At 68.4% G+C, this 26,412-nt stretch carries 17 protein-coding genes; 16 read left to right on the forward strand and 1 reads right to left on the reverse strand.

The window, feature by feature from the left end:
* Nucleotides 1-26 precede the first annotated feature (26 nt).
* The 14 genes from eccCa (at nucleotide 27) to NOCYR_RS06940 (ending at nucleotide 20,842) form a co-directional block, all read left to right on the forward strand.
* On the forward strand, nucleotides 27-3,980 hold the full coding sequence (gene eccCa / locus NOCYR_RS06875; RefSeq protein WP_231856035.1) for a type VII secretion protein EccCa: 3,954 nt from the start codon (nucleotides 27-29) through the stop codon (nucleotides 3,978-3,980).
* Between the two features lie 92 nt (nucleotides 3,981-4,072).
* Nucleotides 4,073-4,399: a PE domain-containing protein gene (locus NOCYR_RS06880; RefSeq protein ID WP_081505329.1), complete on the forward strand. Its 327-nt coding sequence runs from the start codon at nucleotides 4,073-4,075 to the stop codon at nucleotides 4,397-4,399.
* Between the two features lie 33 nt (nucleotides 4,400-4,432).
* Nucleotides 4,433-5,800 (forward strand): PPE domain-containing protein, encoded by a 1,368-nt coding sequence (locus NOCYR_RS06885; protein WP_014349632.1) that lies wholly within the window; start codon nucleotides 4,433-4,435, stop codon nucleotides 5,798-5,800.
* A 28-nt stretch (nucleotides 5,801-5,828) separates the two neighbouring features.
* Nucleotides 5,829-6,140: a hypothetical protein gene (locus NOCYR_RS06890; protein WP_014349633.1), complete on the forward strand. Its 312-nt coding sequence runs from the start codon at nucleotides 5,829-5,831 to the stop codon at nucleotides 6,138-6,140.
* Between the two features lie 47 nt (nucleotides 6,141-6,187).
* The gene (locus NOCYR_RS06895) at nucleotides 6,188-6,502 is read left to right on the forward strand and encodes a hypothetical protein (RefSeq protein WP_014349634.1); all 315 of its coding nucleotides are present in this window, start codon (nucleotides 6,188-6,190) and stop codon (nucleotides 6,500-6,502) included.
* A 17-nt stretch (nucleotides 6,503-6,519) separates the two neighbouring features.
* Nucleotides 6,520-7,395 carry an ESX secretion-associated protein EspG gene (locus NOCYR_RS06900; RefSeq protein WP_014349635.1) on the forward strand — a complete coding sequence of 292 codons (876 nt, stop codon included), beginning with the start codon at nucleotides 6,520-6,522 and terminating at the stop codon, nucleotides 7,393-7,395.
* A 34-nt stretch (nucleotides 7,396-7,429) separates the two neighbouring features.
* The gene (locus NOCYR_RS06905; RefSeq protein WP_081505330.1) at nucleotides 7,430-8,941 is read left to right on the forward strand and encodes a MinD/ParA family ATP-binding protein; all 1,512 of its coding nucleotides are present in this window, start codon (nucleotides 7,430-7,432) and stop codon (nucleotides 8,939-8,941) included.
* The gene (gene eccD, locus NOCYR_RS06910; protein WP_014349637.1) at nucleotides 8,938-10,473 is read left to right on the forward strand and encodes a type VII secretion integral membrane protein EccD; all 1,536 of its coding nucleotides are present in this window, start codon (nucleotides 8,938-8,940) and stop codon (nucleotides 10,471-10,473) included. Before NOCYR_RS06905 ends, eccD begins: the two co-directional genes overlap by 4 nt.
* Nucleotides 10,473-11,828 (forward strand): type VII secretion-associated serine protease mycosin, encoded by a 1,356-nt coding sequence (gene mycP, locus NOCYR_RS06915; RefSeq protein WP_014349638.1) that lies wholly within the window; start codon nucleotides 10,473-10,475, stop codon nucleotides 11,826-11,828. Before eccD ends, mycP begins: the two co-directional genes overlap by 1 nt.
* Nucleotides 11,825-13,537: a type VII secretion protein EccE gene (gene eccE / locus NOCYR_RS06920; RefSeq protein WP_148280554.1), complete on the forward strand. Its 1,713-nt coding sequence runs from the start codon at nucleotides 11,825-11,827 to the stop codon at nucleotides 13,535-13,537. Before mycP ends, eccE begins: the two co-directional genes overlap by 4 nt.
* A gap of 27 nt (nucleotides 13,538-13,564) precedes the next feature.
* Complete coding sequence (locus tag NOCYR_RS06925) at nucleotides 13,565-13,900, forward strand: helix-turn-helix domain-containing protein (RefSeq protein ID WP_231856036.1); 336 nt, start codon at nucleotides 13,565-13,567, stop codon at nucleotides 13,898-13,900.
* A gap of 78 nt (nucleotides 13,901-13,978) precedes the next feature.
* Nucleotides 13,979-15,037: a discoidin domain-containing protein gene (locus tag NOCYR_RS06930; protein WP_014349641.1), complete on the forward strand. Its 1,059-nt coding sequence runs from the start codon at nucleotides 13,979-13,981 to the stop codon at nucleotides 15,035-15,037.
* A gap of 10 nt (nucleotides 15,038-15,047) precedes the next feature.
* The gene (locus NOCYR_RS06935; RefSeq protein WP_014349642.1) at nucleotides 15,048-15,791 is read left to right on the forward strand and encodes a hypothetical protein; all 744 of its coding nucleotides are present in this window, start codon (nucleotides 15,048-15,050) and stop codon (nucleotides 15,789-15,791) included.
* A 149-nt stretch (nucleotides 15,792-15,940) separates the two neighbouring features.
* Nucleotides 15,941-20,842, forward strand: a complete 4,902-nt coding sequence (locus NOCYR_RS06940) for an NAD-glutamate dehydrogenase (RefSeq protein ID WP_014349643.1) — start codon at nucleotides 15,941-15,943, stop codon at nucleotides 20,840-20,842.
* 148 nt (nucleotides 20,843-20,990) lie between these two features.
* Here NOCYR_RS06940 and NOCYR_RS06945 read toward each other — a convergent pair whose 3' ends face one another.
* Nucleotides 20,991-22,088 carry an SPFH domain-containing protein gene (locus NOCYR_RS06945; RefSeq protein ID WP_014349644.1) on the reverse strand — a complete coding sequence of 366 codons (1,098 nt, stop codon included), beginning with the start codon at nucleotides 22,086-22,088 and terminating at the stop codon, nucleotides 20,991-20,993.
* A 207-nt stretch (nucleotides 22,089-22,295) separates the two neighbouring features.
* Between NOCYR_RS06945 and NOCYR_RS06950 the strand changes: the two genes are divergently transcribed.
* Both NOCYR_RS06950 and NOCYR_RS06955 read left to right on the forward strand, forming a co-directional pair.
* Complete coding sequence (locus tag NOCYR_RS06950) at nucleotides 22,296-23,870, forward strand: amino acid permease (protein WP_370012284.1); 1,575 nt, start codon at nucleotides 22,296-22,298, stop codon at nucleotides 23,868-23,870.
* Nucleotides 23,871-23,998: 128 nt separating this feature from the next.
* Entirely contained in the window at nucleotides 23,999-26,377 is a 2,379-nt protein-coding gene (locus tag NOCYR_RS06955; RefSeq protein WP_014349646.1) for a serine/threonine-protein kinase, read from the forward strand.
* The last annotated feature ends 35 nt before the right edge of the window (nucleotides 26,378-26,412 follow it).

Here is a 26,412-nt window from a genome sequence, read left to right on the forward strand (position 1 = left end):
TGATCCGGGGGCCGAAAGCTCCCGCGGTGACCGAACTCCGGTTGCAGCCGCCGACCGAACTGCCCAAGCCGGTACCGCCTTCCAAGCTCAAGATGATCTTGCCGGTGATCATGGTGGCGGCCATGGTCGGCATGATGGTGATGATGTTCCGCAGCGGAATGCCGACATCACCGATGATGCTGTTCTTCCCGCTGATGATGATGGTGTCGATGTTCGGCATGGTCGGCGGGCAATTCGCCGGCGGCGGTGGCGGTACGTCGGCGGCGAGCCTCAATGAGGAACGCAAGGACTATCTGCGCAGCCTCACCGACAACCGCAAGACCGTGCACGACGCCGAAATGGATCTGCACACCTTCCTGCGCTACACCCACCCGGGCCCGGCCGAGATCGCCCGGCTGGTGGGCGGAAAGCGCATGTGGGAAGTGCAGGTGGCCAGTCCGCAGTTCCTGCGGGTGCGCATCGGCCGCGGCCGCATCGCCAATCAGGTGCGGGTGATCGTGCCCGAGGCGGCGCCCACCTCTGACCTCGATCCGGTCGGTGTCGTCGAACTGACCAGGTTCGCCAAGGCCTATTCCACCGTCGGTGGTATGCCGGTCGCGATCAATCTGCTGTCCGCGCCGCAGATCGGCTTCGACGGCGACCGGGCCGCGGTGGCCGGCCTGATCCGCGCCATGATCGCCGAGGCGGTCGTCCTCCACGGGCCGGACCAGGTGGCCGTGGCGGCGGCGCTGACCGACCCGGACGCACGCGAATGGGCGTGGCTGAAATGGTTGCCGCACACCCAGCACCCGACCGCCACCGACGCCGTCGGCGCCGCCCGGATGGTGTATCGCAGCGTGGGTGAATTGCGGGCGAAGGTGCTGGCCGATCTCAATCGCGGCCCGTTCTCCGCCAACAGCGAGCCCGCCCTCGATCGCAAACATCATCTGCTGATCGTCGACGTGGGCGGCCAAGCCAATGAGCGCGATATCTCGGGTATCGACGGCTGCACCTGGTTGCGGCTGGGCACGACCGACCAATTGCTGCCGCGCGCCTTGAAATTCACTGTCGAGGCGGATCGTTCGCTGCACGAGGTGACCTCTCGCGGACTGCGGCGAGTCGGTGTGGCGGATTCGATGTCACTACCTGCGATGACCGCGCTGGCGCGGCGGGTGGCGCCGTATCGATTGTCCACCGTGGTGGAGGCGGTGGCCGCCGAACAGGCCAGCACGGGCACGTCCTGGGAGGAGATGGTCGGCCTCACCGACCCCGGTGATATCCGCGTAGACCAGCAGTGGCCGGTGCGCCGCGACAGCGACCGGGCCCGGCTGAACATCCCGTTCGGGCATGATCCGGCGGGCGCCGTCGTCCATCTCGATATCAAGGAATCCGCCGAAGAAGGCATGGGCCCGCACGGCATGTGCATCGGCGCCACTGGATCGGGTAAATCGGAATTCCTGCGGACGCTGGTGCTGTCCGCAGTCGCCACGCACTCGCCGGACCAGTTGAATCTGCTGCTGGTCGACTTCAAGGGTGGCGCGACGTTCCTCGGTTTCGATCGGCTCTCCCACGTGACCGCCGTCGTCACCAACATGGAAGAAGAATCCGACCTGGTCACCCGTATGGAAGACGTGATCAACGGCGAAATGGTCCGCCGCCAGCGCATTCTGCGCGATGCGGGCAACTTCGCCAATGTCGCCGACTACGAACGGGCCCGCGAGCAGGGCGCGGATCTGGCGCCGCTGCCGACGCTGTTCATCATCCTCGACGAATTCGCCGAACTGCTCGAGCACTACCCGGACTTCTCGAAGCTGTTCGTAGCGATCGGCCGCCTCGGGCGATCGCTACGCATCCACCTGCTGCTGTCGTCGCAGAAGGTGCCGGCGAACCGAATGGGTGAACTCGAGGCGCACCTGTCGTATCGAGTCGCCCTGCGCACCAACCAGACCAGCGACTCGCGAGACGCCATCGGCACCGCGGACGCCTACCACCTGCCGAAGAAGCCGGGCTCGGGCTATCTGCGGGTCGGCTCCGGTGATCTGCAGCGATTCCAGGCCACGTATGTGGGTGAGGCATATACGCCGCGAGCGCTGGCACCGGCCACGAACGCCTCGAGCAGGGCCCGCCGCGCCGGTGGCGGATACCGGCCGCCGCAGCGATTCACCACCGGTCCGGTCGCCGATGTGCGACCCGCGGTGGTCGAGCGGGCGCCGGTGGCGGCCCAGCAACCGGACGCGACCGAGACCGAGCAGGTCACGGTCATGGAGACGGTGTTGCAGCAACTGGCCGGGCACGGCAGGCCCGCGCACAAGATGTGGCTGCCGCCGCTGAATACTCCACCGACACTGGACCGCTTGCTCGAGGGGGCCGAGCAGGGCTCGCTGAGCATCCCCGTGGCCCTGATCGATAAGCCGCGTCAGCAGCGCCAGGACAGCTGGACGGCCGATCTCTCGGCGGCCGGCGGGCATATGGCGATTGTCGGCGGGCCGCAGTCCGGCAAGTCGACGGCGCTGCAGACCTTCATGCTGGCGGCGGCGCTGACCCACACTCCGGAACAGGTGCAGTTCTACTGTGTGGACTTCTCCGGCGGTTCGCTGTCGGCCATGCGCACGTTGCCGCACGTCGGTTCGGTGGCGGGCCCGCGCGACCAGGACCGCATCAGGCGCACCATCGCCCTGATCACCAACCTGCTCGAGACGCGGCAGAACCTGTTCGCCGAGTACGGGATCGACACCATCCGGAAGTTCCGAACGATGCGCAACGAGTCCGGTGGCCGTCCGCCGTGGGCCGATCGCGATCCCTACGGCGATGTGTTCCTGGTCGTGGATGGCTGGGATATCGGCCTGTCCAACAACGGCCCGTACTTCGACGAGTACTCCGCGACCATGGAGCAGATCGCGCTCCAGGGCCTGAACTTCGGCATCCACCTGGTGCTGACCAGCTCGCGCTGGATGGCGGTGCGGCCCGCGGTCAAGGACATGATTCAGACCCGGGTCGAGATGCGCCTGGGCGATCTCACCGACACGACGTTCAACACCCACCGCAACGTGGTCTCCGCGATCCCCACCGACCGCCCCGGCCGCTGTGTGTCGGCCGAGGCGCTGCACATGTTCGTCGCGCTGCCCCGGATCGACGGGGTAGCCGAGGCCGAATCGGTCGCCACCGGTCTGGAAGCGGCGATCGGCGAGGTGCAGCGACGGTTCCCCGGTCGTGCGGCGCCGCAGGTGCGGCTGTTGCCCGCGCTCTTGGAATTCGACGAGATCCCGGCCACCCCCGCGCCGACGACGCTGGCGCAGCGGCTGGTGGTGCCCTTCGGCGTGCGCGAATCCGACCTCGGTCCCGCGACGATCGACTTCGGCATCTCGACGCACTTCATGGTGCTGGGTTCATCAGGATCCGGTAAGTCTTCGGTCATCGCGTCGATGCTGGAGTCGATCACCCGCCGGTTCACCGAGGACCAGGCGCGGATCCTGCTGATCGACTACCGGCGCCGCCATCTCGGCGCCGTGCCCGAGAACATGTTGATCGCGCACGTCACCAACGAGCGCGACGTCATCGGCATCATGCCGGATCTGCTGGCGAAGATGGACAGTCGCAGGCCACCCGATACGGTGACCACCCGCCAGCTCGCCGAGCGCTCCTGGTGGACCGGGCCGGAGGTCTTCGTCTTCATCGACGACTACCACATGGTGGTGCAGCGGGGTGCGTCCAATCCGCTCGATCCGCTCAAGCAGATCCTGGTCGACGGCCGCGATACCGGCTTGCATGCCATCGTCGCCCGCAATATCGCCGGTGCCGATACGGCGATGTACGACAACGTCATGGGCGGTATCCGCAACCTCAACTCGTCGGGTCTGCTGATGGACGGCACGCGACAGGACGGCGCCCTCATCGGTGACGTGCGCGCGACCAAGCAGCCGCCGGGACGCGGAATCCTGGTGGAGCCCATGCTGACTCGGCGCGAGCTCGTGCAGTCGGCGTGGATACCTCCCCGGCTCTGAAACTGTGAGCCTTCCCACTGTTGGACATAACTTACCGTTCTACTCACGACCGCTCGATCGAGTCCGGTCACGGTGTTGATTGGAGTATTGCAATGACACTCCCTCTTCAAGTTTCGTCGTCCGCGGTGCGGTCGACCGGCGCCTCCTACGCAGTGGACCAGGCGGCGTTCGAGGCTGCGCTCTCGATCGCCGCGCCTGGGACCATCTCGATGCCCGCCGCCCTCGACCCCGTCAGCAAAATGGCTGCGGCACGGTTCAATACCTACGCGGGTGACTTGCTGAAGGAAGTCGGCGATGGGTGCCTGAAGAGGCGGGACGGCGGCGAAGTGCTGGCCCCGGTCGCCACGGCGTACACCGATTCCGATATCGCCGGCGGTGGAACGCTGTCGGCGTATGGGTCCGTGGCCGGACTGCGCTGAGAGCGCTTCTCGGCGGAGAGTGGAGGGCCGACAGTGCCGATTTTCGCTGCGTTGTCGCCGCTGGCGATGTCCATCGCGCTGAATACCGGGCCCGGTCCGTGGGCAATGGAGCAGACCGCGACGGCCTACCGCGCCATCGCTCAAACCATGACCGTCGCGGTCGGCTGTTCGGAAGCGCATACCGCCGCGCTGGCCGCGAATTGGAAGGGCGATACCTCCAACGGCGCGCTTTCGGCCTATCGCAGGCACACCGCGTGGCTGCAACAGCAGGCCGACATCGCAAATCAAGTGGCTGTTCGCTGCGACGCCCAAGCGGCGGCCTACATGCAGGCTCGGGCCATCATGCCGCGCCCCGAGGCGATCATCGCCAACCGGGCCCGAGCCGCGAGCTTGGCCGTCGGCTCGACGATGGCGGGGGCGAGCGCGGCGGCATTCGCGATCAATGAAGCCGAATACATGGTGATGCGCGCGCTGGCAGCTGCCGCCATGGCAGGTTATGAAGCCGAATCGCAGGCCAACGCCGCATCGCTGCCGCCGCCGATCCCGCCGCCGGCGATTACTTCGGCGTCAGGTGGTGGCATGGTGCCACCCCTGACGAGCCTGTTGCCAGGATCGGGTGCGAACTCGTCGAACTGGGCCCCGGGGGGCCAGACCGGCGAGTTCGGTGGTGGTGGCTCGCAGTTCGATTCCTCCGGCGGTCAGGACGGTCACCCGTCGTCATCGGGCGGGGGCAGCGGCGGTGGTGACGGTGGCGGAGGCGGATCGTCCGATGGCGGCGGTGGTGGCTCGGCCGATTCCGGTGGCGGCGGATCGAGCGGTGGCGACACCCTGCCTGCCGATGGCGGTGGCACCGGGCCGAGTGACGCCGTGCCGGGTGACCCCGGCCTGAGCGATCCGGTCGGCGCGCCGGAAACGCTGTCGGACATGGGCGGAGTCAACGGGCCGGACGGATTCGGTCAGGGTGCGATGGAGGGCGATCCGGGCTTCCTCGGAACCTCGCCAGGGTCGACTACCTTGGCCGGCCTGCAAGGCGGGGTCGGCTCCGCCGTCGCCCTCAGTATGGTCCGCGGCGGTATCGGCGCGATGTCCGGAGCCGCAACTGGATTCAGGATGCCGGCCAACTGGTCGTTGCGCGCGCCGGGCGCCACCTTCGGGGCGCCGGTGACCCCCGCCTCGGCGCCACCGCCGAGGAATGCCCCGCCGCGCGGGGCGATCGCGCCCAATACCCGTCGCCGCAAGCGCGACCGCGAAGAACTTCGGAAAACGGCCGCGGTGTACACCCCCGGCGAACCCCAGGAGGTGCCAGTACTGGAGAAACCCCCGGCCATCGGCGTCATCGAATATTCGGATGAGGCCGAGACACGAGATCGAGAAGTGCTCGGCGAATCAGCCCGAGTGTGAAACAAGCGCTGTCTGAAAGGATTTCATTATGGCAATGGGATACAACGGCTCACAGGGGGAGCTGCAAGGGTTCGCCGACAAGTTCTTCACCCACGTGGAGACGATGGGTGCGCACATGTCGGTCCTGCGCGACCTGCAGGTGCAGTTCCAGGCGCCGCTGACCGGTGCCACCGGTAAGGCCACCCAGGACGAGTTCACCCGCGCGATCGAGAAGGGCACGCGGCTGCAGAACTTCCTGAACGAAGCGGTCGACGCCCTGAAGACCTCCGGCGCGCGCGTCGGCAACCAGGACATCGATGGCTCCGTCGCCGTCGGCAAGAGCACGAACTTCAACTTCTGAGAATTCGACTCGAACACCACTATTCGTTATAGAAGGGATGGAAGATCATGGCTGCTGGTGAATTGACCGATGACTATTACCGGGTAGACGAGCTCGTCACCGCCACCACCAATCTGCTCTCGCAGATGGAGCTGAACGACACCGAGAAGCGCACCTTGAGCAACATGGTTGCCGAGCACTTCCGCGGTGAGGGTGGTGAATCCCAGGCCCAGTTCCAGGCCCGGTTCGACAATCTCGTCAACGAGTACAACGGCGCATTGAAGGGCCTCAAGGGCGCGGTCGGCCAGGTCGGCGGCAGTGGCGGTGAAATGCACATCACCGACAAGGGCCTGCGCGGGTTGTTCGACGGGATCCTCGGTTAAGGAGTGGCTGTCCACCAGTGGTGATTTCTTCGTCAGGTTCGTATCTCGCCGGATCGGATGACACCGATCACGTCCCGACCGTCGTCGACCTCGATGTCGATGCGGCGCTGGTATTGCAGGAGCTCGCCGGGATCGACGACTATCCGCAGGTCCTGGCCCTGCTGCCGAACATCTACGACGAAGACGACCACGCACGGGTCCACGCGGTCGTCCTCGGCGAGCTCGCAGCTGCGGGCATCGTCGAGGACGGTCGCGTGCATCCGGTGGTGGGGCAGTGGCTGCACTGCCTGGACCGGCCCGATACCGAACTCGTCGTCCGGGTCATCGATCGCGGCGACGGCGACGACGATCTGGCTATGTTGCGCATGTCGCTGGTGCGTCAGGGTGAGCAGCATGTGCTGGCGATGCGTTGTGACGACCACGTGGTGATCCAGCCGGTGTTCCACGAAGGCCGCGGCTTCGACACGCTGACGGCCGCCGTGCTCGCGGCGGTCGGCCCTTGTCCGCCACTGGAATTCGAGCCGCTTACCGCCACCGAGGAGGAACTCGGTGAGGTACCGTCCGAGCAGACCGAGCGCCGGCAGGCGTTGCTGGAGCTCGGTGCGCACCGGCAGACCGCCGGTGTGCTCAGCCGGGTGATGGATGAAGTGGTCCGCCGTGCGGAGATCGTGATGTTCGAACATCACGACGGCGTCCAGGCGGTGCCGAAGGTGAGCGCGGCAGTGCTCGACACCGCGTCGGGCCGGATCGTTGTGACGCCGAGCGTCGCGATGGATGGGCAGCTGTGGGCCACATACCTGCCGGGTGACGATTCCGCGATCGGGACCGCGGTGGCGGCGCTGGTCGACTTGTTGCCCGGCCGCAGCTGGTTCGACACCACCCGCATCAGTTGACCGTCCCCAGAGCGGTTTCGGAGAGGACGAACAGATGAATCGCGCACCGACCACGAACGGTCATTCCGCGGAACCAGTGCGGGCCCGCGGTGGGTATGACGCCTACTTCGCCCAGCAGGTCGACCTGCCACCGGGAACGGTCACGGGCGTGGGCGGGGCCGGTGTGAACCAGCCGTCCTCTGACACCGCGGACGCGTCGACAACCGCGGGCGACCAGCGCGCTGCCGCAGCTCAGCCGGGAAGTGCCGCTGCCCCGCAGCAGGTTTCGGCTGCTGGTGCGCCGAGTTCGTTGTCGTTGCCTACCAGCGATGCGCCGCCGTCCGCGACGAACCCGGTGGCGGCCACCGAGCAGACCGCTGCCGGCCAGACGCGACCGGTGCCCGAACAGCAACCGCAGCAACAACAGCAGCAAAGCCGGCAACCACAGCAGCAGCAGAGCCAACAGCAGCAGATGGGGTCGCAGCCGGGCTATCAGCCCGCTCCGTTGCCACAGCCGGCGACCGGCACTGCCGCGACCCCACCCAACAACTGGGTGCCCGACCGTGTCGAAGTCACCAACGTGGACCAGTCGCGGGTCGAGGTGCTCCCGGTCGCGCTCACCTCGATCGAGTTGCTGGCCAACATCTCGGCGGCCAACCAGGCGCAACTGCGGTCCAACAGCGGTGTGCGCGGGGCACTGAACAAGGTGGGTTTCCGGCTCGGGCTCTCGCCGGCCGAGCAGCGCACCGAGGATCGCCGTAGCCGAATCCGGCGCCAGCTCAACAACACCTATCAGATCGCGATGATCAGCGTGAAGGGCGGCGTGGGCCGCACGACAACGACCGCGACGCTCGGCTCGACCTTCGCCGCGTTGCGCCCGGACCGCGTCGTGGCTATCGACGCCAACCCGGACTTCGGCGACCTGTCCACCCGGACGGTGCGCCACCCCTATGGGCTCACGCTGCGCGAACTGGCGCGCGATCCCAATCTGTCCGCCTTCTCGGCGGTGCAGTCCTACACCTCGGTCAACGCGTCGAATCTGGCCGTGCTCGCCTCGCCGTGGACCACCGAGGCCAACGAGGCGCTCTCGGGCCAGGAATACGGCACCGGCGTGGAGATCCTGCGCCGCCACTACAACCTGCTGCTGGTCGATTGCGGGACCGGTGTGCTGGATTCGGCCACCCGTACGGTGTTGCAGACCAGCGATGCGGTCGTGGTGGTGACCCCGGCGACCGTCGGCGGCGTGACCGGTGCGGTGGCGACGCTGAACTGGCTGAGCACGCACGGCCTGGACCGGTTGATCGCGAAATCGATGGTCGCCATCGTGCACCACCAACCGCTCAAACCGACCGTCGACGTGGAGGCGATCGAGAATCTGTTCGCCACCGCCCAGCGGCCGACGTTCACCCTCCCGTACGACGCCCATCTGGCCGAGGGCGGTGAAATCGATCTGCGGCTGGTTACCAAGGAGACCAAGCTCGCGTTCGAGGAACTCGCCGCGGCCCTCGCCGACGACTTCCCGACTCATCTCGCCGGTGATCCCGGCCATCACGGAGGGTGGCGATGACCACTGTTGTTGCGCCGCCGTCGAGTTCGGCTGCGGCCAATGCGGCGCAACCGCCCGCCGAGGTCGCGCGGGCCCGGATCGCGGTGCTCGTCGGCACGTATCAGGTCGACGTCGTGGTGCCGACGAAGTTCAGCATCGAGACCTTCATCGACGACCTGCTCGTCGTCCTCGCCGACGCGATAGACGACGAAGACGTCGACTTCACTCCGGCCACCGGCCAGTGGAGTCTCGGCCGCCCGGGGGAGCCGCCGATGCCGCGCTGGCGCACCCTGGCCGATCACGATGTCGTCGACGGCGCCGTGCTGATGCTGTCGGTGGTGGAATCGGCGGAGGTGTTCACCCCCGTCGTGGAGGACATCACCGACGCGCTGGCCATGATCAACGAGCGCGAGTTCGCCGAGTTCGACCCCCGCGCGTCCAGCGTCGTCGGGCTGGCGGCCCTGGGGGCGGGGTCGACCGCGGTGGCGGCGCTGCTGTCCTGGTCGTGGACCGAGACCGGTTCGGTCTGGTGGTGTGCGCTGCCCGCGTTGCTGCTCGGCCTGATCTGCTGGGGCGCGGCGGTGCGCTCGCGCGCGCGTGAATCCGCGCCACACATCTGTCTCGGGCTGTCGCTGGCCGCGCTTCCGCTGCTGTTCGCGGGCGCGGCCATGCTGGTGCCGCCCGAATACGGCGAGCCGGGACCGTTCGCCGCGGCGAATCTCGCGGCGGGCGCGGTGGTCGTCGCGGTCGCGGCCGCGACCATGATCCGGCTGACCGGGCTCGGGATCGCCACCCTGATGGCGGTGACCGTGATCGGCCTGGCGCTCACCGCGGCCGCGCTGCCGCTGACCTATTCGGATCTGGCGATCCGCCAGGTATCCAGCGGGGCGGTGTTCGTCGGCCTGATCCTGCTGACGCTGGCTCCGCGTATCGCCGTGGTGATCGCCCGCATCCGCCCACCGGACCTGCCGGACCCGGGCAACGAGGTCGCGCCCTCGACGTTGACCGGGATCTTCGACGCCGAATCCGGCGGTGACGGCGAGCAGGACCGGGTCGAGGAGTCCGACCGGCGTGATGCCTCCACCGGCATCGAAAGCCGGGCCCGGCTCGCGGTGACCAGCCTGCGTGGCCTGATCGTCGCGATCTCCACGCTGCTGGCCGTGTCCGCGGTGATCACCGCGGCGGTGAGCCCCGGGGGTATCCGGGAGATCGTGCTCGCGGGTGCGGTTGCCGTTGTGCTGGTGCTGCGTTCGCGCTGGTATCCGGATCTGGTGCAGGCGATCGCGCTGGTGACCGCAGCGGCGGTGACGGTGGCCGGTGTCGGCTGGGTGCTGGTCGGTGCGTATGAGACGGCGCCGGCGCGGCTGGTCGTCGTCGCGGTGATCGCCGTGCTCGCGACCGTCGCCTGCGTTGCGGCGGTGCGGATGCCGGGCAAGCGACTGTCCCCGCCGACCCGTCGCGTCATCGATCTCATCGAGTACGCCCACATCCTGGTCGTGCCGATCATCGCCTTCTGGATCATGGGCATCTACACCGCCATGCGGGAGCTCTGATGCGGGTCGGACGCGTCGCGGTGGCGGCGCTCTCCGGGCTGCTGCTGGCCATCGGGTGCGGGCCCGCCGCGGCCGTGGCGCCGCCGGAGGTGATCGTCGGCCCGCCGCCACCCGACGATCCGCCGGGCCCGGAATTCCCCACCAAGCAGGACAAGGCGTGCCTGGCCACCGGTGTGATGCCCGACAGCGATCTGTCGCAGGTGCCGCCGCCGGATCTGGCGCTGGATCTCGAGCGTGCGCGTGCGTTGAGCCGGGGTGCGGGCGTGACCGTCGCCGTCATCGACACGGGGGTGCAACCGAATCCGCGCCTGCCCAATCTGGTCGGCGGTGGGGACTATGTCACCGCCGGCGGCGACGGCCTGTCCGACTGCGATGCACACGGCACCCTGGTCGCCGGAATCATCGGCGCCACAGCCGATCCGGCCGACGGGTTCGCCGGGGTGGCGCCGGACGCACGCATCATCTCCATTCGCTACCGGTCGGGAGCCTTCCGGGCCGAACGACCGGCCGGCGATCAGACCGCCCAGAAGACCACGGACATGCGCTCGCTCGCGCGCGCCATCACCCGGGCGGCGAATCTCGGTGCGGGCGTGATCACCGTGTCGCTGCCGGTCTGTGTGCCCGTCGACGAGCCCGCCGACCACGCGATGATGGCCGCGGCCGTCGGCTACGCGACCCATGTGAAGGGCGCGCTGATCGTGGCCGGAGCGGGCAACACCGGTGCGAACGGCTGCCGCCAGAACCCGCCCATCGACCCGGGACGGCCCACCGACGAACGGAACTGGCGCGACGTCGCGACCATCTCGACGCCGGGCTGGTACGCCCCGACCGTCCTGACGGTCGGGTTCACCACCGCCAGCGGCACACCCATGCCGGATTCGCTGAACGGCCCGTGGGTGTCGGTGGCCGCGCCGGGGACCGGCATCGAATCACTCGGACCCGGTGGGGCCGGGCTCATCAATGGTGTCGGTGAGCAGGGCAAGCTGGTGCCGGTGGCGGGTGCCTCGTTCGCCGCCGCCTACGTCAGTGGTGTGGCAGCCCTGCTGCGCTCGCGTTTTCCCAATGAGACCCCGGCCGAGATCGCGGCCCGCTTGCAGGCCAGTGCGCACGAACCCGCACGCGGGATCGATAACGCGGTCGGCGCGGGCATCATCGACCCCGCCGCCGCCCTTGCCTACCGCACACCGCCGAAGCCACCGCAGGGCCTGTTCGCCTCGGCGGCCTTGGAGATCCCGCCGCCACCACGGGCCGATGACACGCGCCCGGCGGTGACCGCCACGATCGTCATCCTCGCCGCGGCCATCCTCGGCGCGGGCGCGACCTACGCCGGCAATGCCATCCGGAGGCGGCGGTGAGGTTTCCGAGTGTGCGCGTCGGCGGTGCCGAACGCGTCCCGTTCGCCGTGCTGGCGGTCGGCGGCAGTCCTTTCCTGGTGACGTTGTCGGCGCATACGCCGTGGTGGGCCGGCGCGGCCGTGGTCACGGTGCTGCTGGTGACGGTGACCGTGCGGGTCAACGGCCGCACCACGGTGCGCTGGTTGCTCGACTGGGTGGAGTATCGGTCCGGCCGGGCCGCGCGAGCGCGCCTGCTGGCCGAGCCGCCGGACATCGCGGACGTGACGACCAAGAGCGGGGCCTGCGGGGTGCGCCGGTCGGGCAACATCTTGGTCGCGATGATCCAGCTGGCCCCCGATCTGGACCTGCCGACTGTCATCGCCGATACCTCGATCTACACCGAGGACACGGTGCCGGTGGATGCCCTGGTGCCGCTGCTGGATCACTACGGCATCCAGGTCGATATCGACATCGTCACCACCGGCCAGCGGGTGCGCCCGACCGGCAGCTACAGCATGCTCTACGACCAGCTGATCGGCTCCCATCCGGTGGTCGGCGACCGGCTGACCTGGCTGGTGGTGCGGCTGGATCAGGAGCGGAACCTGCGGGTGCTGAACCGGCGCGGACCATGCGAGGTGGTGGCACCGAAGGCGCTGGCCGCCGCGGCACATCGGATCGCGGGCCGGCTGCGCGAGCGCGGCATCCAAGCGCACGCCCTGCCCGCGGCCGCCTTGCGCGAGGCCACCCGGTTGTTGCACGCGGGCGTGGAGTTGCCGGATCTGCGGGAGACGTGGACGCGGCTGGAATCCTCCGCGCCCGGGCGCTGCGTCACCAGCTTCGTCATCGACTGGAACCGGCTCGACGGCGCCGGGCTCGACGACTGCTGGTCCTGGAACAGTGGCCGCACGACCCTGGTGGTGAGCTTGACCGCCGAGCGTGGGCCTCGAGCCCTGGTGCGGTTCATCGGGCCCGCGGTGGAGGCCAAGGACCTGCCCGACTATCTGAACCTGATCTCCGGTCGTCAGGCGAGTGCGCTGCTGGCGACACTGCCTGCCGAGCTGTCGGTCGACGTGCTGCCGCCCGACGAAACCGGCAGCGATACCACCACGCTGGAACAGCTGTGGGAGCTGCCGATCGCTATCGGTCCCAACGGTCAGATCCTCGGCGCGGTCAGTGGTCAGCCCCGGCATACGCTGGCGCTGCCGCTGTTCGATCCGGCGCGCTACAACCCGCGTCGCCGTTCGGTCGATGTGCGGGCGCAACTGTCGGTGGCACAGCAGATCCTGTTGCGCGCGACGGTGGTCGGGGCGGAGGTGGAGATCCACACCAGCCGCCCGCAACGCTGGCGGCAGCTGGTCTCGGCGGTCGGCGATCCGTCGACGCTGCGGCTGGCCGATAGCCAGAACCACGAAAACGGCTCCGGTGCGGCCTCTTCGGCGACGATCGCGGTCTTCGACCAGGTCCCCGCCCACGCGTCGGCGGCACAGACTACCGTGACGATCTCCGATCCGGGGGCGCCGCGCCGGCGGGCCGCGGATCTGGCGATCGATCAGGTCAGTGCCACGGCCGTGGACGTCAGCATTCCGATGCGCCGGGTGCGGGTGGATCTGATCGAGCCGCGCGGGGAGACCCGCTACCTCGATGCCGCCGACCGGCCCGCACCGGCCGGTGCGCCCGCGGGTGCGGAGGTGGCGTTGCTCGCACCACCCGGTGGCCGTCGTGTCGGCTGACGCATGGAGACGGTAGGGTCGAAGATCGTGGCAGCGGACTCCCGGTCGGATGTCGAATCCTCCCCTCAAACCGACGACGCGGACGAACTCACCCCGAGACAGTCCGCGGCGGCGATATTTTCCAGCAAACTGTCGGAGCTGATCGCCGAATCGGTGGTCTCCACCGACGACGGATCCACGCGCTCGCTGACGCTGTACTCGCTCGCGCAGCATCTCGAACTGGCCTACCCGGATGTGCCGGTGTCCCAATCGGGGCTGTACCGGCTCATCCACGGCCAGGCCATTCCGCGGCTGGATCTGATCATCGCGCTGGCCCGGGTATTCGACGTTCCGCCTGAGTATTTCGTCACCGCCGACAAGTAGCCGCGCCCGTGCGGGCTGTTCTCGGTGCCGGGAATAGCATCGGCTCCGCGGGGCCGGGTCCGGCGATACCATCCGAGCATGCCCGCCGAGGACCAGGGAGATGTCTTCCTTCGTAACCGCGGCGCGGTGCTGGATGCCCTGCTGTCCGATCCCGCGCTCGGGTCATCCGGCGGCGGTACGGTCGCCGGCCGTCCGGCATCGGCCGCGGCACCCGGTCATGAACCCGACCCCGAACTCATGGCGTCGATCGCCGCATCGGCGGCAGCGGCGAGTCCGAGCTCATCCCCGCCGCGTCGACGCGAGTCCAGCGCGAGTGAGCGCATCAACGCGCTGCTGAGCGGCCAGTCCCCGGACTCGGGTACGCATTCGTCGCTGGGCTCGGAATACGCGGGCGTGCCCGCCTCCCGGCTGCGCGAGGCGGCCGCCGACGACCCGCCGCGCACCGAGACTTCCTCGGGCGCGCAGCGACTACCGGACCAGCCGGGCCGTCGCGGCGGCCCCGAGCAACTCGCCCGCGACCTGGCGACCCAGCTGCGCAAACCGAAAGTGGCGCTCGGTGTGGCCGCGGCGCTGGCGGTGCTGCTGGTGTTCATCCTGGTCGTGACCGGTGGTGAGGACAAGCAGCCGGACCAGCTCCAGGTCCTGACCCAGCCCGCGCCCACCGAGCCCGCACCCGCGCCGCCGGGGCCCGAGCCGGGCAGCGTCATCGTGCCGGAATCGGCGAAGTCGCAGTGCCCGCCCGGTGGGACCGACGCCATGGACGCCTTCTCCGGGGAACCCGGCAAGGCCTGGTCCTGTGCGCGGGCCTATCAGGTCGACGGCCAGATCATGCGTATCGACCTGGGCAAGACCTACGAGATCGAATCGATCGCGATCGTGCCGGGCTGGGACCATGTGGGCACCGACGGCGTGGACCAGTGGGCGAAATACCGTACGGTGAGCCGGGTTTCCTACCAGTTCGACGACAAGGACGACACCGTCTACACCCAGGAAACCCTGGACCAGCGCACGCTGGTGGAAACCCGGATCGAACCGCCGGTGCAGGCCTCCGAGATCGTGCTGACCGTCCTCGAATCCAATGGTTCGTCCTCGGTCAACACCACCGCGATCTCCTCCATCGTCATCACCGGGCGGTGAGAGTGCCACCGTGGTCGCGCTGATCTGTCAGTACTGCTCGCACCGCGATAGCGGCGGGCACGCCACCTGCCCCAACTGCGGGGCACCGCTGTCCGCACCCGCCACCCCGGCCCAGCCCGCCGTGCAACCACCGGCGTCCGCGGATCCGAGTGCGCGGGCGTTGATCGGGAGCACGCTGCGCAAGGTCGGCGAGATCGTCCGGGACGACGCAGCAGCAGTGCGCAAGGACGCGGCAGCGGTCGAACACGCGGTCCATACACCGCATCCGCGCTGGCAGTGGCAGGCGGCCGGCGGTGCGATCGTGGTGCTGCTGGTGCTCGGGTTCCTGCTGGTCCGTTCGTGCTCGGTGTCGATCTCGCCGCCCGCGGGCGTGCCCTTCGGCTCGGCGGTCACGGTGCTGCCCGCCCCGCTGCGCGCCGCCGCCACGTGTCAGCCGATGGCGGAGTCGGCGACGCCGGTCGAACGATGCGTGATCGGGACGAAGCATCCGATGCTGGCCGGTGCGATCACCTCGGGCCGGGATCTGGTCTTCCACGCCCGGCTGGTCCCACGGCCACGGTTGAACGAGACTGTCGGCCAATGGCGTTCGGCCGGCGCGACGGTGATCGCGGACGGCGCCGTGTTCGCCGCCGTGAGTGCCTCGGCCGCGGTGCAATACGCGAACCCGAGTACCGGATTGCTGCTCGACAGCGGCACATTCGCCGGTACGACGGGGGCGCGGGAGTTCCTGGAGCGCGCGGGACTGCTCTCGTGAACTCGCCGCGCGCGAACCACGAGCTATAAATCTGCATTTAATGTACCGTTAAATAGCGGTACGTTGAACAACGTATTAATCTCTACTCGGTACCCCACCCCGACGATGGCGGAAGGCGCAGGTCAACGGTGACAACCACACAGAACGCGATGGATGCGACACAGTTCAGGGGTGATCCGACCGAGCTGGAACCGGCCTACTTCCGCTGGATCCGCCCGGATTCGACCGCCCTGACCATCACCGACCGCGCCGGGCACATCCTGCGCCATCATCTCGAGCTGGCCGCTCGCCGCGCACCGGGAACCGTCTCCACCCGCGTCTACCGAGCCGACGACGATTGCGGGCTCGGCCTGGCCATCCAGATCGTCAACGACGATATGCCGCTGCTGGTCGAATCGGTCACCTCGGCGCTGCATCGGCTGGGCGCCACCGTCGCCGAGGTCGTGCACCCGGTCTTCGACGTCACCCGTGACGAGAACGGCGAACTGCGCGCCATCGCCACCCGCGACGGTGACGGCTCCCGCCGCGACCACACCGACGCCCACAGCTACCCCGAGTCCTGGATCCACGTCCAGCTCGATCCCACCGTCACCGCGGAAACCCTCGACCGCATCGAACAGGCGCTGCCGCAGGTGCTCAGCGATCTGCGCTCGGTCACCGACGACACCCCGGCCATGGTCGCCTCCATGACGACGCTGGCCGACCGGCTCGATCGCACCGCCGAATGGTCCGACGACAGCGAGATCGCCGAATGCGCGCGACTGCTGCGCTGGCTGGCCGACGGCCATTTCACCGTCCTCGGCTACAGCGACTACCGGATGCGCCGCACCAGTCCCACGCCCGACAGTGAGTTCGGCATGTGGCCAGTGCCCGGGACGGGGCTCGGCGTGCTGCGCGACGGGGCCGGCGCGGAGATCCCGGTGCCGGTGCTCGGCGCGAAACGCCCGGTGCTGCGGTTGACCAACGGCACCGTCGACTCGCTGATCCCCGGGTCGCCGGATCTGTACTTCATCAGCGTCGCCGAATACGCCACCACCGATCCGGGCGGGGCGGGGGCCTCGGGGGATACCGTCGCGGCGGTCAAGGGCGAGCACGTGTTCGTCGGCACCTTCACCGTCACCGGGTTGCACGAGAACATCCTCGATATCCCGGTCATCTCGCGGCGGGTGCATCAGGTCATCGAATGGGCCGGGTTCGAACTGAACTCGTTCTCCGGCCAGGCCATGCTCGAGGTGATGCAGACCTTCCCGCGGGTCGAGCTGTTCTCCACCGACGCGCGCAGGCTCTTCGACACCGTCTCGGCGGTGATGAATCTCGGTCTGCGCCGCCAGATCCGGCTGTTCCTGCGCCAGGACGGGCGCAGCGGCGCGATCTACTGCCTGGTCTACATGCCGCGCGACCGGTACTCCACCGAGGTGCGGCTGCGCATGCAGGACATTCTGCTCGCGGAGTTCGCCGGCGATCAGATCAGCTATTCGGCGCGGGTCACCGAGTCCGAGCTGGCGGTCGTGTACTTCACGGTGCACCGCGCGCCCGGCGCGGCGGCGGATCTGTCGGAGGCCAATCGCGAACGGGTCCAGGACATCCTGTTCGCCACCACCCGCACCTGGTCGGACCGTGTGGTGGCGGCCGCCGCGGGTGTCGCGGGCATCTCCCGGGCGGTCGCGACCGATTACGCCACGGCCTTCCCAGCGAGCTACCAGCAGGAGTTCGGCGCCGATCGCGCGCTGTCGGACCTGCGCAGGCTGGAGCGACTCGGTGACGGCGAGATCGACACCGTGCTCTACCGGCTCGCCGACGCGCCGTCGGGGGAGTGGCGGTTCACCCTCTACGTCGCGGGTGCGGGGGTGTCGTTGAGCCGGGTGCTGCCGGTGCTGCACAGTCTCGGTGTCGAGGTGGTCGACGAGCGGCCCTACCGGATCGCCCGGCAGGACGGCCCGCTGCGCTGGATCTACGACTTCGCGCTGCGGGTGCCCGCCGCGCTGCTGCGCGATTCGCTCGACCCCGCGATGGAAGCCGATCTGCTCGACCCCGCCGCGGAGCAGCCCGCCGGCATCCGGCAGCGGTTCCCGGCGGCGTTCGCGGCCATGTGGTTCGGTGACGCCGAGGTCGACGGCCTCAACGAGCTGGTCCTGCGGGCCGGGGTGCACTGGCGCCAGATCGCGGTGCTGCGCGCCTACGCGAAGTACTTGCAGCAGGCCGGGTTCGCCTACACCTTCGGCAATATCACCCGGGTGCTGCTCGCCCATCCCGCGCTGGCGGCGGCGTTCATCGAATTGTTCGACGCCTACTTCGATCCCGATGCGGCGGGCCCCGAGTCCGCGGACCGGATCGAGGCGATCGCACAGCGGCTGCGCGCCGAGATCGACGCCGTGGTCAGCCTCGACACCGACCGCATCCTGCGCGCGGTGCTGGAACTGATCACGGCGACCCTGCGCACCAACTACTTCCGCCGCGACGACCAGGGCGAACCGGCCGGGTATCTGTCGTTCAAGTTCGATCCGCAGTCCATCGCCGAACTGCCGCAGCCGCGCCCGCGCTTCGAGATCTTCGTGTATTCGCCGCGGGTGGAGGGTGTGCATCTGCGGTTCGGTGCGGTGGCGCGTGGTGGTTTGCGGTGGTCGGATCGGTTGGAGGATTTCCGGACCGAGATTCTGGGTTTGGTGAAGGCTCAGGCGGTCAAGAACGCGGTGATCGTTCCGGTGGGTGCCAAGGGTGGTTTCGTGGTGAAGCAGCCGCCCGCGGCGACGGGCGATGCTGGTGCGGATCGTCAGGCGATGATGGCCGAAGGTGTGCGCTGCTACCGCACCTTCATCTCGGGTCTGCTCGATCTCACCGACAACGTCGATCACACCAGCGGCGCGGTCTTGCCGCCCGCGCGGGTCGTACGCCGCGACGCCGATGACACCTACCTGGTGGTGGCCGCCGACAAGGGCACCGCCACGTTCTCCGATATCGCCAACGACGTCGCCAAGAGCTACGGCTTCTGGCTCGGTGACGCCTTCGCCTCCGGCGGCTCGGTCGGCTACGACCACAAGGCCATGGGCATCACGGCCCGGGGCGCGTGGGAGAGCGTGAAACGCCATTTCCAGGAGATGGGGATCGATACGCAGGCCGAGGATTTCACGGTGGTGGGTATCGGTGATATGTCCGGTGATGTGTTCGGTAATGGGATGTTGTTGTCCGAGCACATTCGGTTGGTGGCGGCGTTCGATCATCGGCATATTTTCTTGGATCCGAATCCGGATGCGGTGTCGTCGTTTGCCGAGCGTCGGCGGATGTTCGAGTTGCCGCGTTCGTCGTGGGCGGACTATGACAAGTCGTTGATCAGCGAGGGTGGCGGCGTGTACGACCGCTCCGCCAAGGCTGTCCCCGTCTCGGCCGAGGTACGTGCGGCGCTCGGCCTGGCCGCGGACGTGACGACGATGTCACCGCCGGAGATGATTCGCGCCATCCTGCGCGCGCCGGTGGACCTGCTGTGGAACGGCGGCATCGGCACCTACATCAAGGCGAGCACCGAAACCCATGCCGACGCGGGCGACAAGTCCAATGACGTCGTGCGCGTGGACGCGAATCAGCTGCGCACCAAAGTGATCGGCGAGGGTGGTAACCTCGGCGCCACCGCGCTCGGCCGCATCGAGTTCTGCCGCAACGGCGGCCGGATGAACACCGACGCCCTCGACAACTCCGCCGGCGTGGACTGCTCCGACCACGAGGTCAATATCAAGGTGCTACTCGACGCGGTGGTCTCCGGCGGCGATCTGGCCGCGAGCGAACGCAACGAACTGCTGGCGGCGATGACCGACGAAGTCGCCGAACTGGTGCTGCGCGACAATATCTCGCAGAACTTCCGGATGGGCCTGTGCCGGGCCGAGGCCACGGCCCGCAAGGCCGTGCACCGCCGACTGCTCACCGAACTCGAGACCCGCCGCGGCGTCGATCGGCGCCTCGAGGCCCTGCCTACTGACGCCGAAATGGCGCGGCGCGCCGCCGAGGGCACCGGCCTCACCTCGCCCGAGCTGGCGAATGTGGTGGCACATGTGAAGCTCTCGCTCAAGGCCGATGTGCTGGCCGGCGACCTGCCCGACAGCGCCTCGTTCGCGGCGGTGCTGCCGCACTACTTCCCGACGCCGCTGCGGACCCGCTTCGACGCGGCCATCCGCAAGCATCCGCTGCGCCGGGAGATCGTGGCGACGATGGTGGTCAACGATCTGGTCGACTACGGCGGCATCACCTACGCGTTCCGGCTGGCCGAGGAGGTCGGCGCCACCACCGACGACGCGGTGCGCGCCTTCACCGCCGCCACCGAGATCTTCGGCCTCCGGCAGGTCTGGCAGCGCATCCGCACCGCGCCCATCCCGTCCGCCGCACGTGATGCCCTGGAACTGGAAACCGGCCGCACCCTGGAGCGGGCCTCGCGCTGGCTGCTGCTGAACCGGCCGCAGCCCATCGCTATCGGCGCCGATATCGCCCGCTACCGCGACGGCGTCAGCGCGCTGGCCGGCCGGGTGTCGGACTGGCTGCCCGGTTACCTCGCCGAGGATCTGACCGCGCGCTCGCAGCGCGCGATCGCCCTCGGCGCCCCGCCGGAGCTGGCCGCCGAGGTGTTCCGGCTGATCCATCTGTTCCCGCTGCTGGATGTGCTCGATATCGCCGATATCGCCGAACGCGACGCCGACGAGGTCGCGGTGCTCTACTTCGCGCTCAACGAACACCTCGATATCGAGCGGCTGCTCACCGCGGTCGGCAATCTCGAACACGGCGACCGCTGGCCCACCCTGGCCCGGCTGGCCGTGCGCGACGATCTGTACGAATCGCTGCGGCTGCTCACCCTCGACGTGTCCACCGCGACCGAACCCGACGACACCGTGGCCGAGAAGATCGAGTACTGGGAATCCACCAACCGTTCCCGGCTGGCCCGGGCCGCGGCGGCGCTCGGTGAGATCTTCGATTCCGGCACCTACGATCTGGCGACGCTGTCGGTCGCCGCGCGTCAGGTGCGTGGGATGGTCAGTGCCGGCGGGGAGGCCGGCATGGTGACGGCGGGCTGAGTTCACCTGACTCGACGAAGGGCCGGAGGCGGAACTGCCTGCGGCCCTTCGTCGTGCGGGTCTCCGTGGCTCGGCCGTGGACCGGCGCCTCGAGTTCGCGCCACGACGGGCGGCCGGCCATGTCGCAGGTCTGCTCGGACCGCGCTGATCAGGACCCAGTCGGCGAACCGCAATCACCGCAGAACCTGGCCGCAGCGCCGAGTTCGGCACCGCAGCTGCCGCAGTGACGCGGTTGGCTTGTCAGCCGGTGTCCGCAGTGCATGCAGAACCGGGCCTTCGCCGGATTGTCGGTGGCGCATTCCGGGCAGGCCTGCTGAGCGGTCGGTGCAGGCAGCGCGGCCGTTTCCGGTGATGGGGGAGCGGGTGACATCGGCTGCGGAGCCGGGACCGGCTGCGGTGGCGGGCCGGTCTGCTGGTTGATCATGTTCAAGCCGAGCGCGGCGCCGAGGAAACCGGAGTCCGAACCGGTGCCGCCGTGCGCGAAGCCCTGGCTTGCCCCCAAGGCGAACTCGCCGGCCGCGTACTGGCGGAAGTCGCCGGCCAGTTTGATGTAGGTGACGTCCTTGGCGAGTCGCTTGAGTCGATCGGCGTCCTCCGGCGCGAGGGTGATGTCGAAGTTGCCCATCCGCACGATGCGCAGGCCGTACTCGTAGAGGGTGATGTTGGTTTGCCGCAGCACCGCGGTTTCGATCGGCAGCAGATGCGCGGACAAGCCGAGCACCGGCCAGTCCCCGCGCGAAACCCCCTGTGTCACCGCGATCTTCATGGATTTCAGCAGCAGGTCCGCGCACCAGGAGTTCAGCGCGGCCGGGTCGGTGAGGTCGGCGGTGCCCGCGAGACCGACGATCAACTGGCCCGGATCGCGCACGGCCAGGGCGAATTCCCCGAAGACCCGCAACGTCACCACCTGCTGGCTGGCCGGATCGGCGATATCGGCCAGCCGGCCACCGAACTTCAGGCCCGCGAACTCGCGGGTGGAGACGAAATACAGTTCCGCCCGATAGAAATTCCCGCCGGAGAGGGTGTCGACCAGGGCGCCGAGTACCGGCAGTTCGTCGGCGTCGATCCGGTGCCGTCCCGGCCCCATGGTGGCGACGACCTGGCCGGCCTTGACGAACAGCGCGGTCTGATCGGCATTGACGATGGCGCGGCTGTAGCTGCGGATGTTGACATCGGGCCATTTGTAGACGAGCTGACCCGCCGCGGACTCCGGGACCGCGATGAATTCCCGTTCGAACCAAGCCATGGACGCTCCATCCGCGAGTGACGACAAATAACGTACCGCTTGGTATCGGCACGATCAAACGGCTATGACCAGCGCGTATGCGGTCCGTCGCGGGAATTTCTGAAAGTTCTTGGTTTCCAGCACGTTACGAGGGGTAGATACCTATTGAACGTGCCGCTGCCTGACGGTACATTACCCATAGATATGATCGCCGCCACAGGAAAGGCCATCACCATGACCACTGTTCGACCTACCTCGGCGCCGGCCCCGGCCGCACTGCCCGAGTCGGGCGCGCCGGCGACGACGGTCGACGCGCTGCACGCCGAAGACGCCGGCTACCACAAGTCGCTGCGCCCGCGTCAGCTGCAGATGATCGCCATCGGTGGCGCCATCGGCACCGGACTGTTCCTCGGTGCCGGAAGCCGGCTGGCCAGCGCCGGACCGGGCCTGTTCATCGTCTACGCCATCTGTGGCGTGTTCGTGTTCTTCATCCTGCGGGCCCTGGGTGAACTCGTCCTGCATCGCCCGTCCTCCGGGTCGTTCGTCTCGTATGCCCGCGAGTTCTACGGCGAGAAACTCGCCTTCGCGGTCGGGTGGATGTACTTCTTCCACTGGTGCATGACCGGGATCGTAGACATCACCGCCATCGCCACCTATGTCCATTACTGGGGAGCGTTCGAGGCTGTACCACAATGGACGATCGCGCTGATCGCGCTGGTGCTGGTGGTCGCCATCAATATGGTGTCGGTCAAGTGGTTCGGTGAACTGGAGTTCTGGGCGGCGCTGATCAAGGTCGTCGCGCTGGTCACCTTCCTGATCGTCGGCACGGTGTTCCTGGCGGGCCGCTTCGATATCGAGGGCCAGACCACGGGCCCGAGTGTGATCGCCGACAACGGCGGCCTGTTCCCCACCGGCCTGCTGTCGCTGGTGCTGGTCACCACGGGTGTCGTGTTCGCCTACGCCGCGGTGGAGCTGGTCGGCACGGCCGCCGGTGAGACGGAGAACCCGGAAAAGGTGATGCCGCGCGCCATCAACTCGGTGATCGCCCGGATCGCGCTGTTCTACGTCGGTTCGCTGGTGCTGCTCGCGCTGCTGCTGCCCTACACCGCCTTCAAGTCCGGTGAGAGCCCGTTCGTCACCTTCTTCGCCAAGCTCGGTATCGAGGGCGCCGGTTCGGTGATGAACCTGGTCGTGCTGACCGCCGCGTTCTCCAGCCTCAACGCCGGGCTGTACTCCACCGGCCGCATCCTGCGCTCGATGTCGATGAACGGCAGCGCGCCGACCGTGGCCGCCCGGATGTCGAAGTCCGGTGTGCCCTACGTCGGCATCCTGGCCACCGGTGCGATCGCGCTGTTCGGTGTCGGCCTGAACGCGATGGTGCCGGAGAAGGCGTTCGAGATCGTGATCAATGTGTCCGCGCTCGGCACCATCTTCGCCTGGGCGGCGATCGTGCTGTGCCAGTTGCAGCTGTGGCGCTGGTCCAAGCAGGGCCGGGTCGAGCGGCCCAAGTTCCGGCTGATCGGCGCGCCGTACACCAGCGTCGCCACCCTGCTGTTCCTGGTCGGCGTGGTCGCGCTGATGGCCTTCAGCGACGACGAGGTGCAGCGCGGCGCGGTGATCGCCATGGGCGCCATCATGATTCCGGCCCTGGTCGGCGGCTGGTTCCTGGCGCGCCGTCGGGTCTTGCAGCTCGCGCAGATCCGGGGTGGTCACACCGGTCAGTTCCCGGTGCTGGCCGAGCGTCCGGCCCGCAAGGATGCCCGCGAAGCGGTGGTCATCCTGGAAAAGCCCGACGAACAGTGAGTATCGCCGCTGCCCCGGACGCATAATCCGGGGCAGCGGTGTTCCCATTTCCGGGAACATCGCCGGCGCGCGGAGGTCGTGCGGCGCACCAGAATAAGGCCTCGGTTCAACGGGTTCGAGGGGTTCATATGCCGGAACAGCCCAGCACATCCGACCAGCAGCGCCTGCCCGCCTGGGCCGACCGGCGCATGCGCGGCATGGAGGTGCCCCATCGCCTCGCACCGCACTGGTCCACCCGGCGCCTGAGTAAAGCCGAACTATCCCAGCGGGTTTCACCGCCCCCGTCGATCTCGCTCGCCGGTGCGGACAGCACCGAACCGGCCGGGCTCGATGATTTCGATCTGGCCGAACTCGATGAACTGGAAACCGGTTCGGCCCGCAACACCCCGTCCCGGCCGAGTGTGCGCCGCCTCGGCGCTGGACTCGTCGTGGTGCCCCGGGTCACCGAAACCGATCCGCTCTCGGCGGTGCTGGCGAACCCGGAAGTCCCCGAACACAAACGCTTCTGCTGGAACTGCCAGGATCCGGTCGGGCGTTCCACCACCGATGGGCCCGGCCCCGTCTCCGGTGAATGCCGCCGATGCCGGTCACCGTTCAATTTCCGGCCCGCGCTCGAACCCGGCGAACTCGTCGCCGATCAGTACGAGGTGCAGGGCTGCCTCGCGCACGGCGGGCTCGGTTGGATCTACCTGGCCATAGACCGCAATGTCAGCGATCGGTGGGTGGTGCTCAAAGGGCTGCAGAACCCGCTCGATTTCGAGGCGCACGTCGTCGCGCTGGCCGAACGGCAGTTCTTGTCCGAGGTGGCCTACCCGGGCGTGGTGAAGATCTACAACTTCGTCAAGCACAAGTCCGCGCGCGAGGTGGCCGACGGCTACATCGTGATGGAGTACGTGGGCGGGCATTCGCTGAAATCCATGCTCGATCGCGGTGCGCCCGATCGCATCCCGGTGGCTGAAGCCATTGCCTACATGATGGAAGTGCTGCCCGCGCTGGACTATCTGCATTCCATCGGCCTGGCCTACAACGACCTCAAACCCGACAACATCATGGTCGGCGACGACGAGGTCAAGCTCATCGACCTCGGCGCGGTCGCCGCCATGGAGTCCTACGGCAGCATCTACGGCACCCCGGGATATCAGGCGCCGGAGATCTTGCAGACCGGGCCGACCGTCGAATCCGATATCTACGCGGTCGGCCGGACTCTCGCGGCCCTGCTGTTCGATCTGCCCACCGATTCCGAAGGCCACTATCTGCCGGGCATGCCCTCACCCGAGCGTCAGCCGATCCTGCGCCGCTACCCGTTCCTGTACCGGCTCCTGCTGCGTGCGACCGATCCCGACCCGCTGCGCCGGTTCCCGTCCGCCTACACCATGTACTGCCAGCTCGCCGGCGTGCTGCGGATGGTGCTGGCCGCCGACACCGGCCTCGAACATCCGCAGGCGTCGACCGAATTCGGCTCCATGCGCGGCGACTTCGGCATCGACACGCTCATCGGCCAGACCGACGGCATGGTCGACGGCATGCACCGGATGCTCTCGGTGGAGGCCGACAGCGTCGTCGCGGCGCTGCCGATCCCGCTCATCGACAGCGAGGACCCCAGCGCCGAACTGCTGGCCACGCTGCTGCACGGCGACCCGCGCCACATCCTCGACGTGCTCGAACGCACCACCGAACGCATCGGCGCCGGAACGATCAAGGCCCCCGAGTCATTCGACCTGGAGGGCCCGTTGACCGCGGTGCGCGCCCACCTGGATCTGGGGGAGGTGGCCACCGCCCGCGCTCTGCTCGACCGGTTGCGCCCCCGCTACGGCGGGGATTGGCGCCTCCAGTGGTACTCCGGGATCGCCGACCTGCTCGACGGCCAGTACGAATCCGCCTCCGCCTGCTTCGACGAGGTGCATACCGTCCTGCCCGGTGAGATCGCGCCCGCGCTGGCGCTGGCCGCCACCGCCGAACTGGTCTTACAGCACCTCGAGACGCCCGAGGAGTCCGATCGCTGGCACAGTGCGGCCATGGAGTACCACCGGATGGTGTGGCGCACCAACCACGGTGTGGTCAGCGCGGCGTTCGGGCTGGCGCGCCGGCTGGCCGCCGACGGGGAACTGCTCGAGGCCGTCGGTGTGCTCGACCAGGTGCCCGCGGCCTCGCGCCACCACGCCGTCGCCCGGATGACCGGCTGCCTGCTGCTGGTGTCGCGACCGGTGGGCGAGATCATCGCCGAGGACCTGCGCGAAGCCGCCGAGCGACTGGAAGCCCTGCCCGAGGAGCCGCGCACCCTGCAATTGCAGGTCATCGTGGTCGGTGCGGCGCTGGAATGGTTGCGGGCCGGGCACACTGTGCCGGAGCCGGGCGCCACCCTGCTGGGATTCCCGTTCACCGAACCGGGATTGGCGCGCGGACTCGAAGCCTGCCTGCGCGCGCTGGCCCGCACCGCGCCCGATCGGCTGCACCGGTACCGGCTGGTCGACCTGGCCAATCACGTGCGGCCACACAGCCGCTGGTGAACCGTGGAGTCAGCGCGCTGGTGATCTGCGGATTC

It is taken from the genome of Nocardia cyriacigeorgica GUH-2 (genome assembly GCF_000284035.1).
Taxonomy (GTDB): Bacteria; Actinomycetota; Actinomycetes; order Mycobacteriales; family Mycobacteriaceae; genus Nocardia; species Nocardia cyriacigeorgica_B.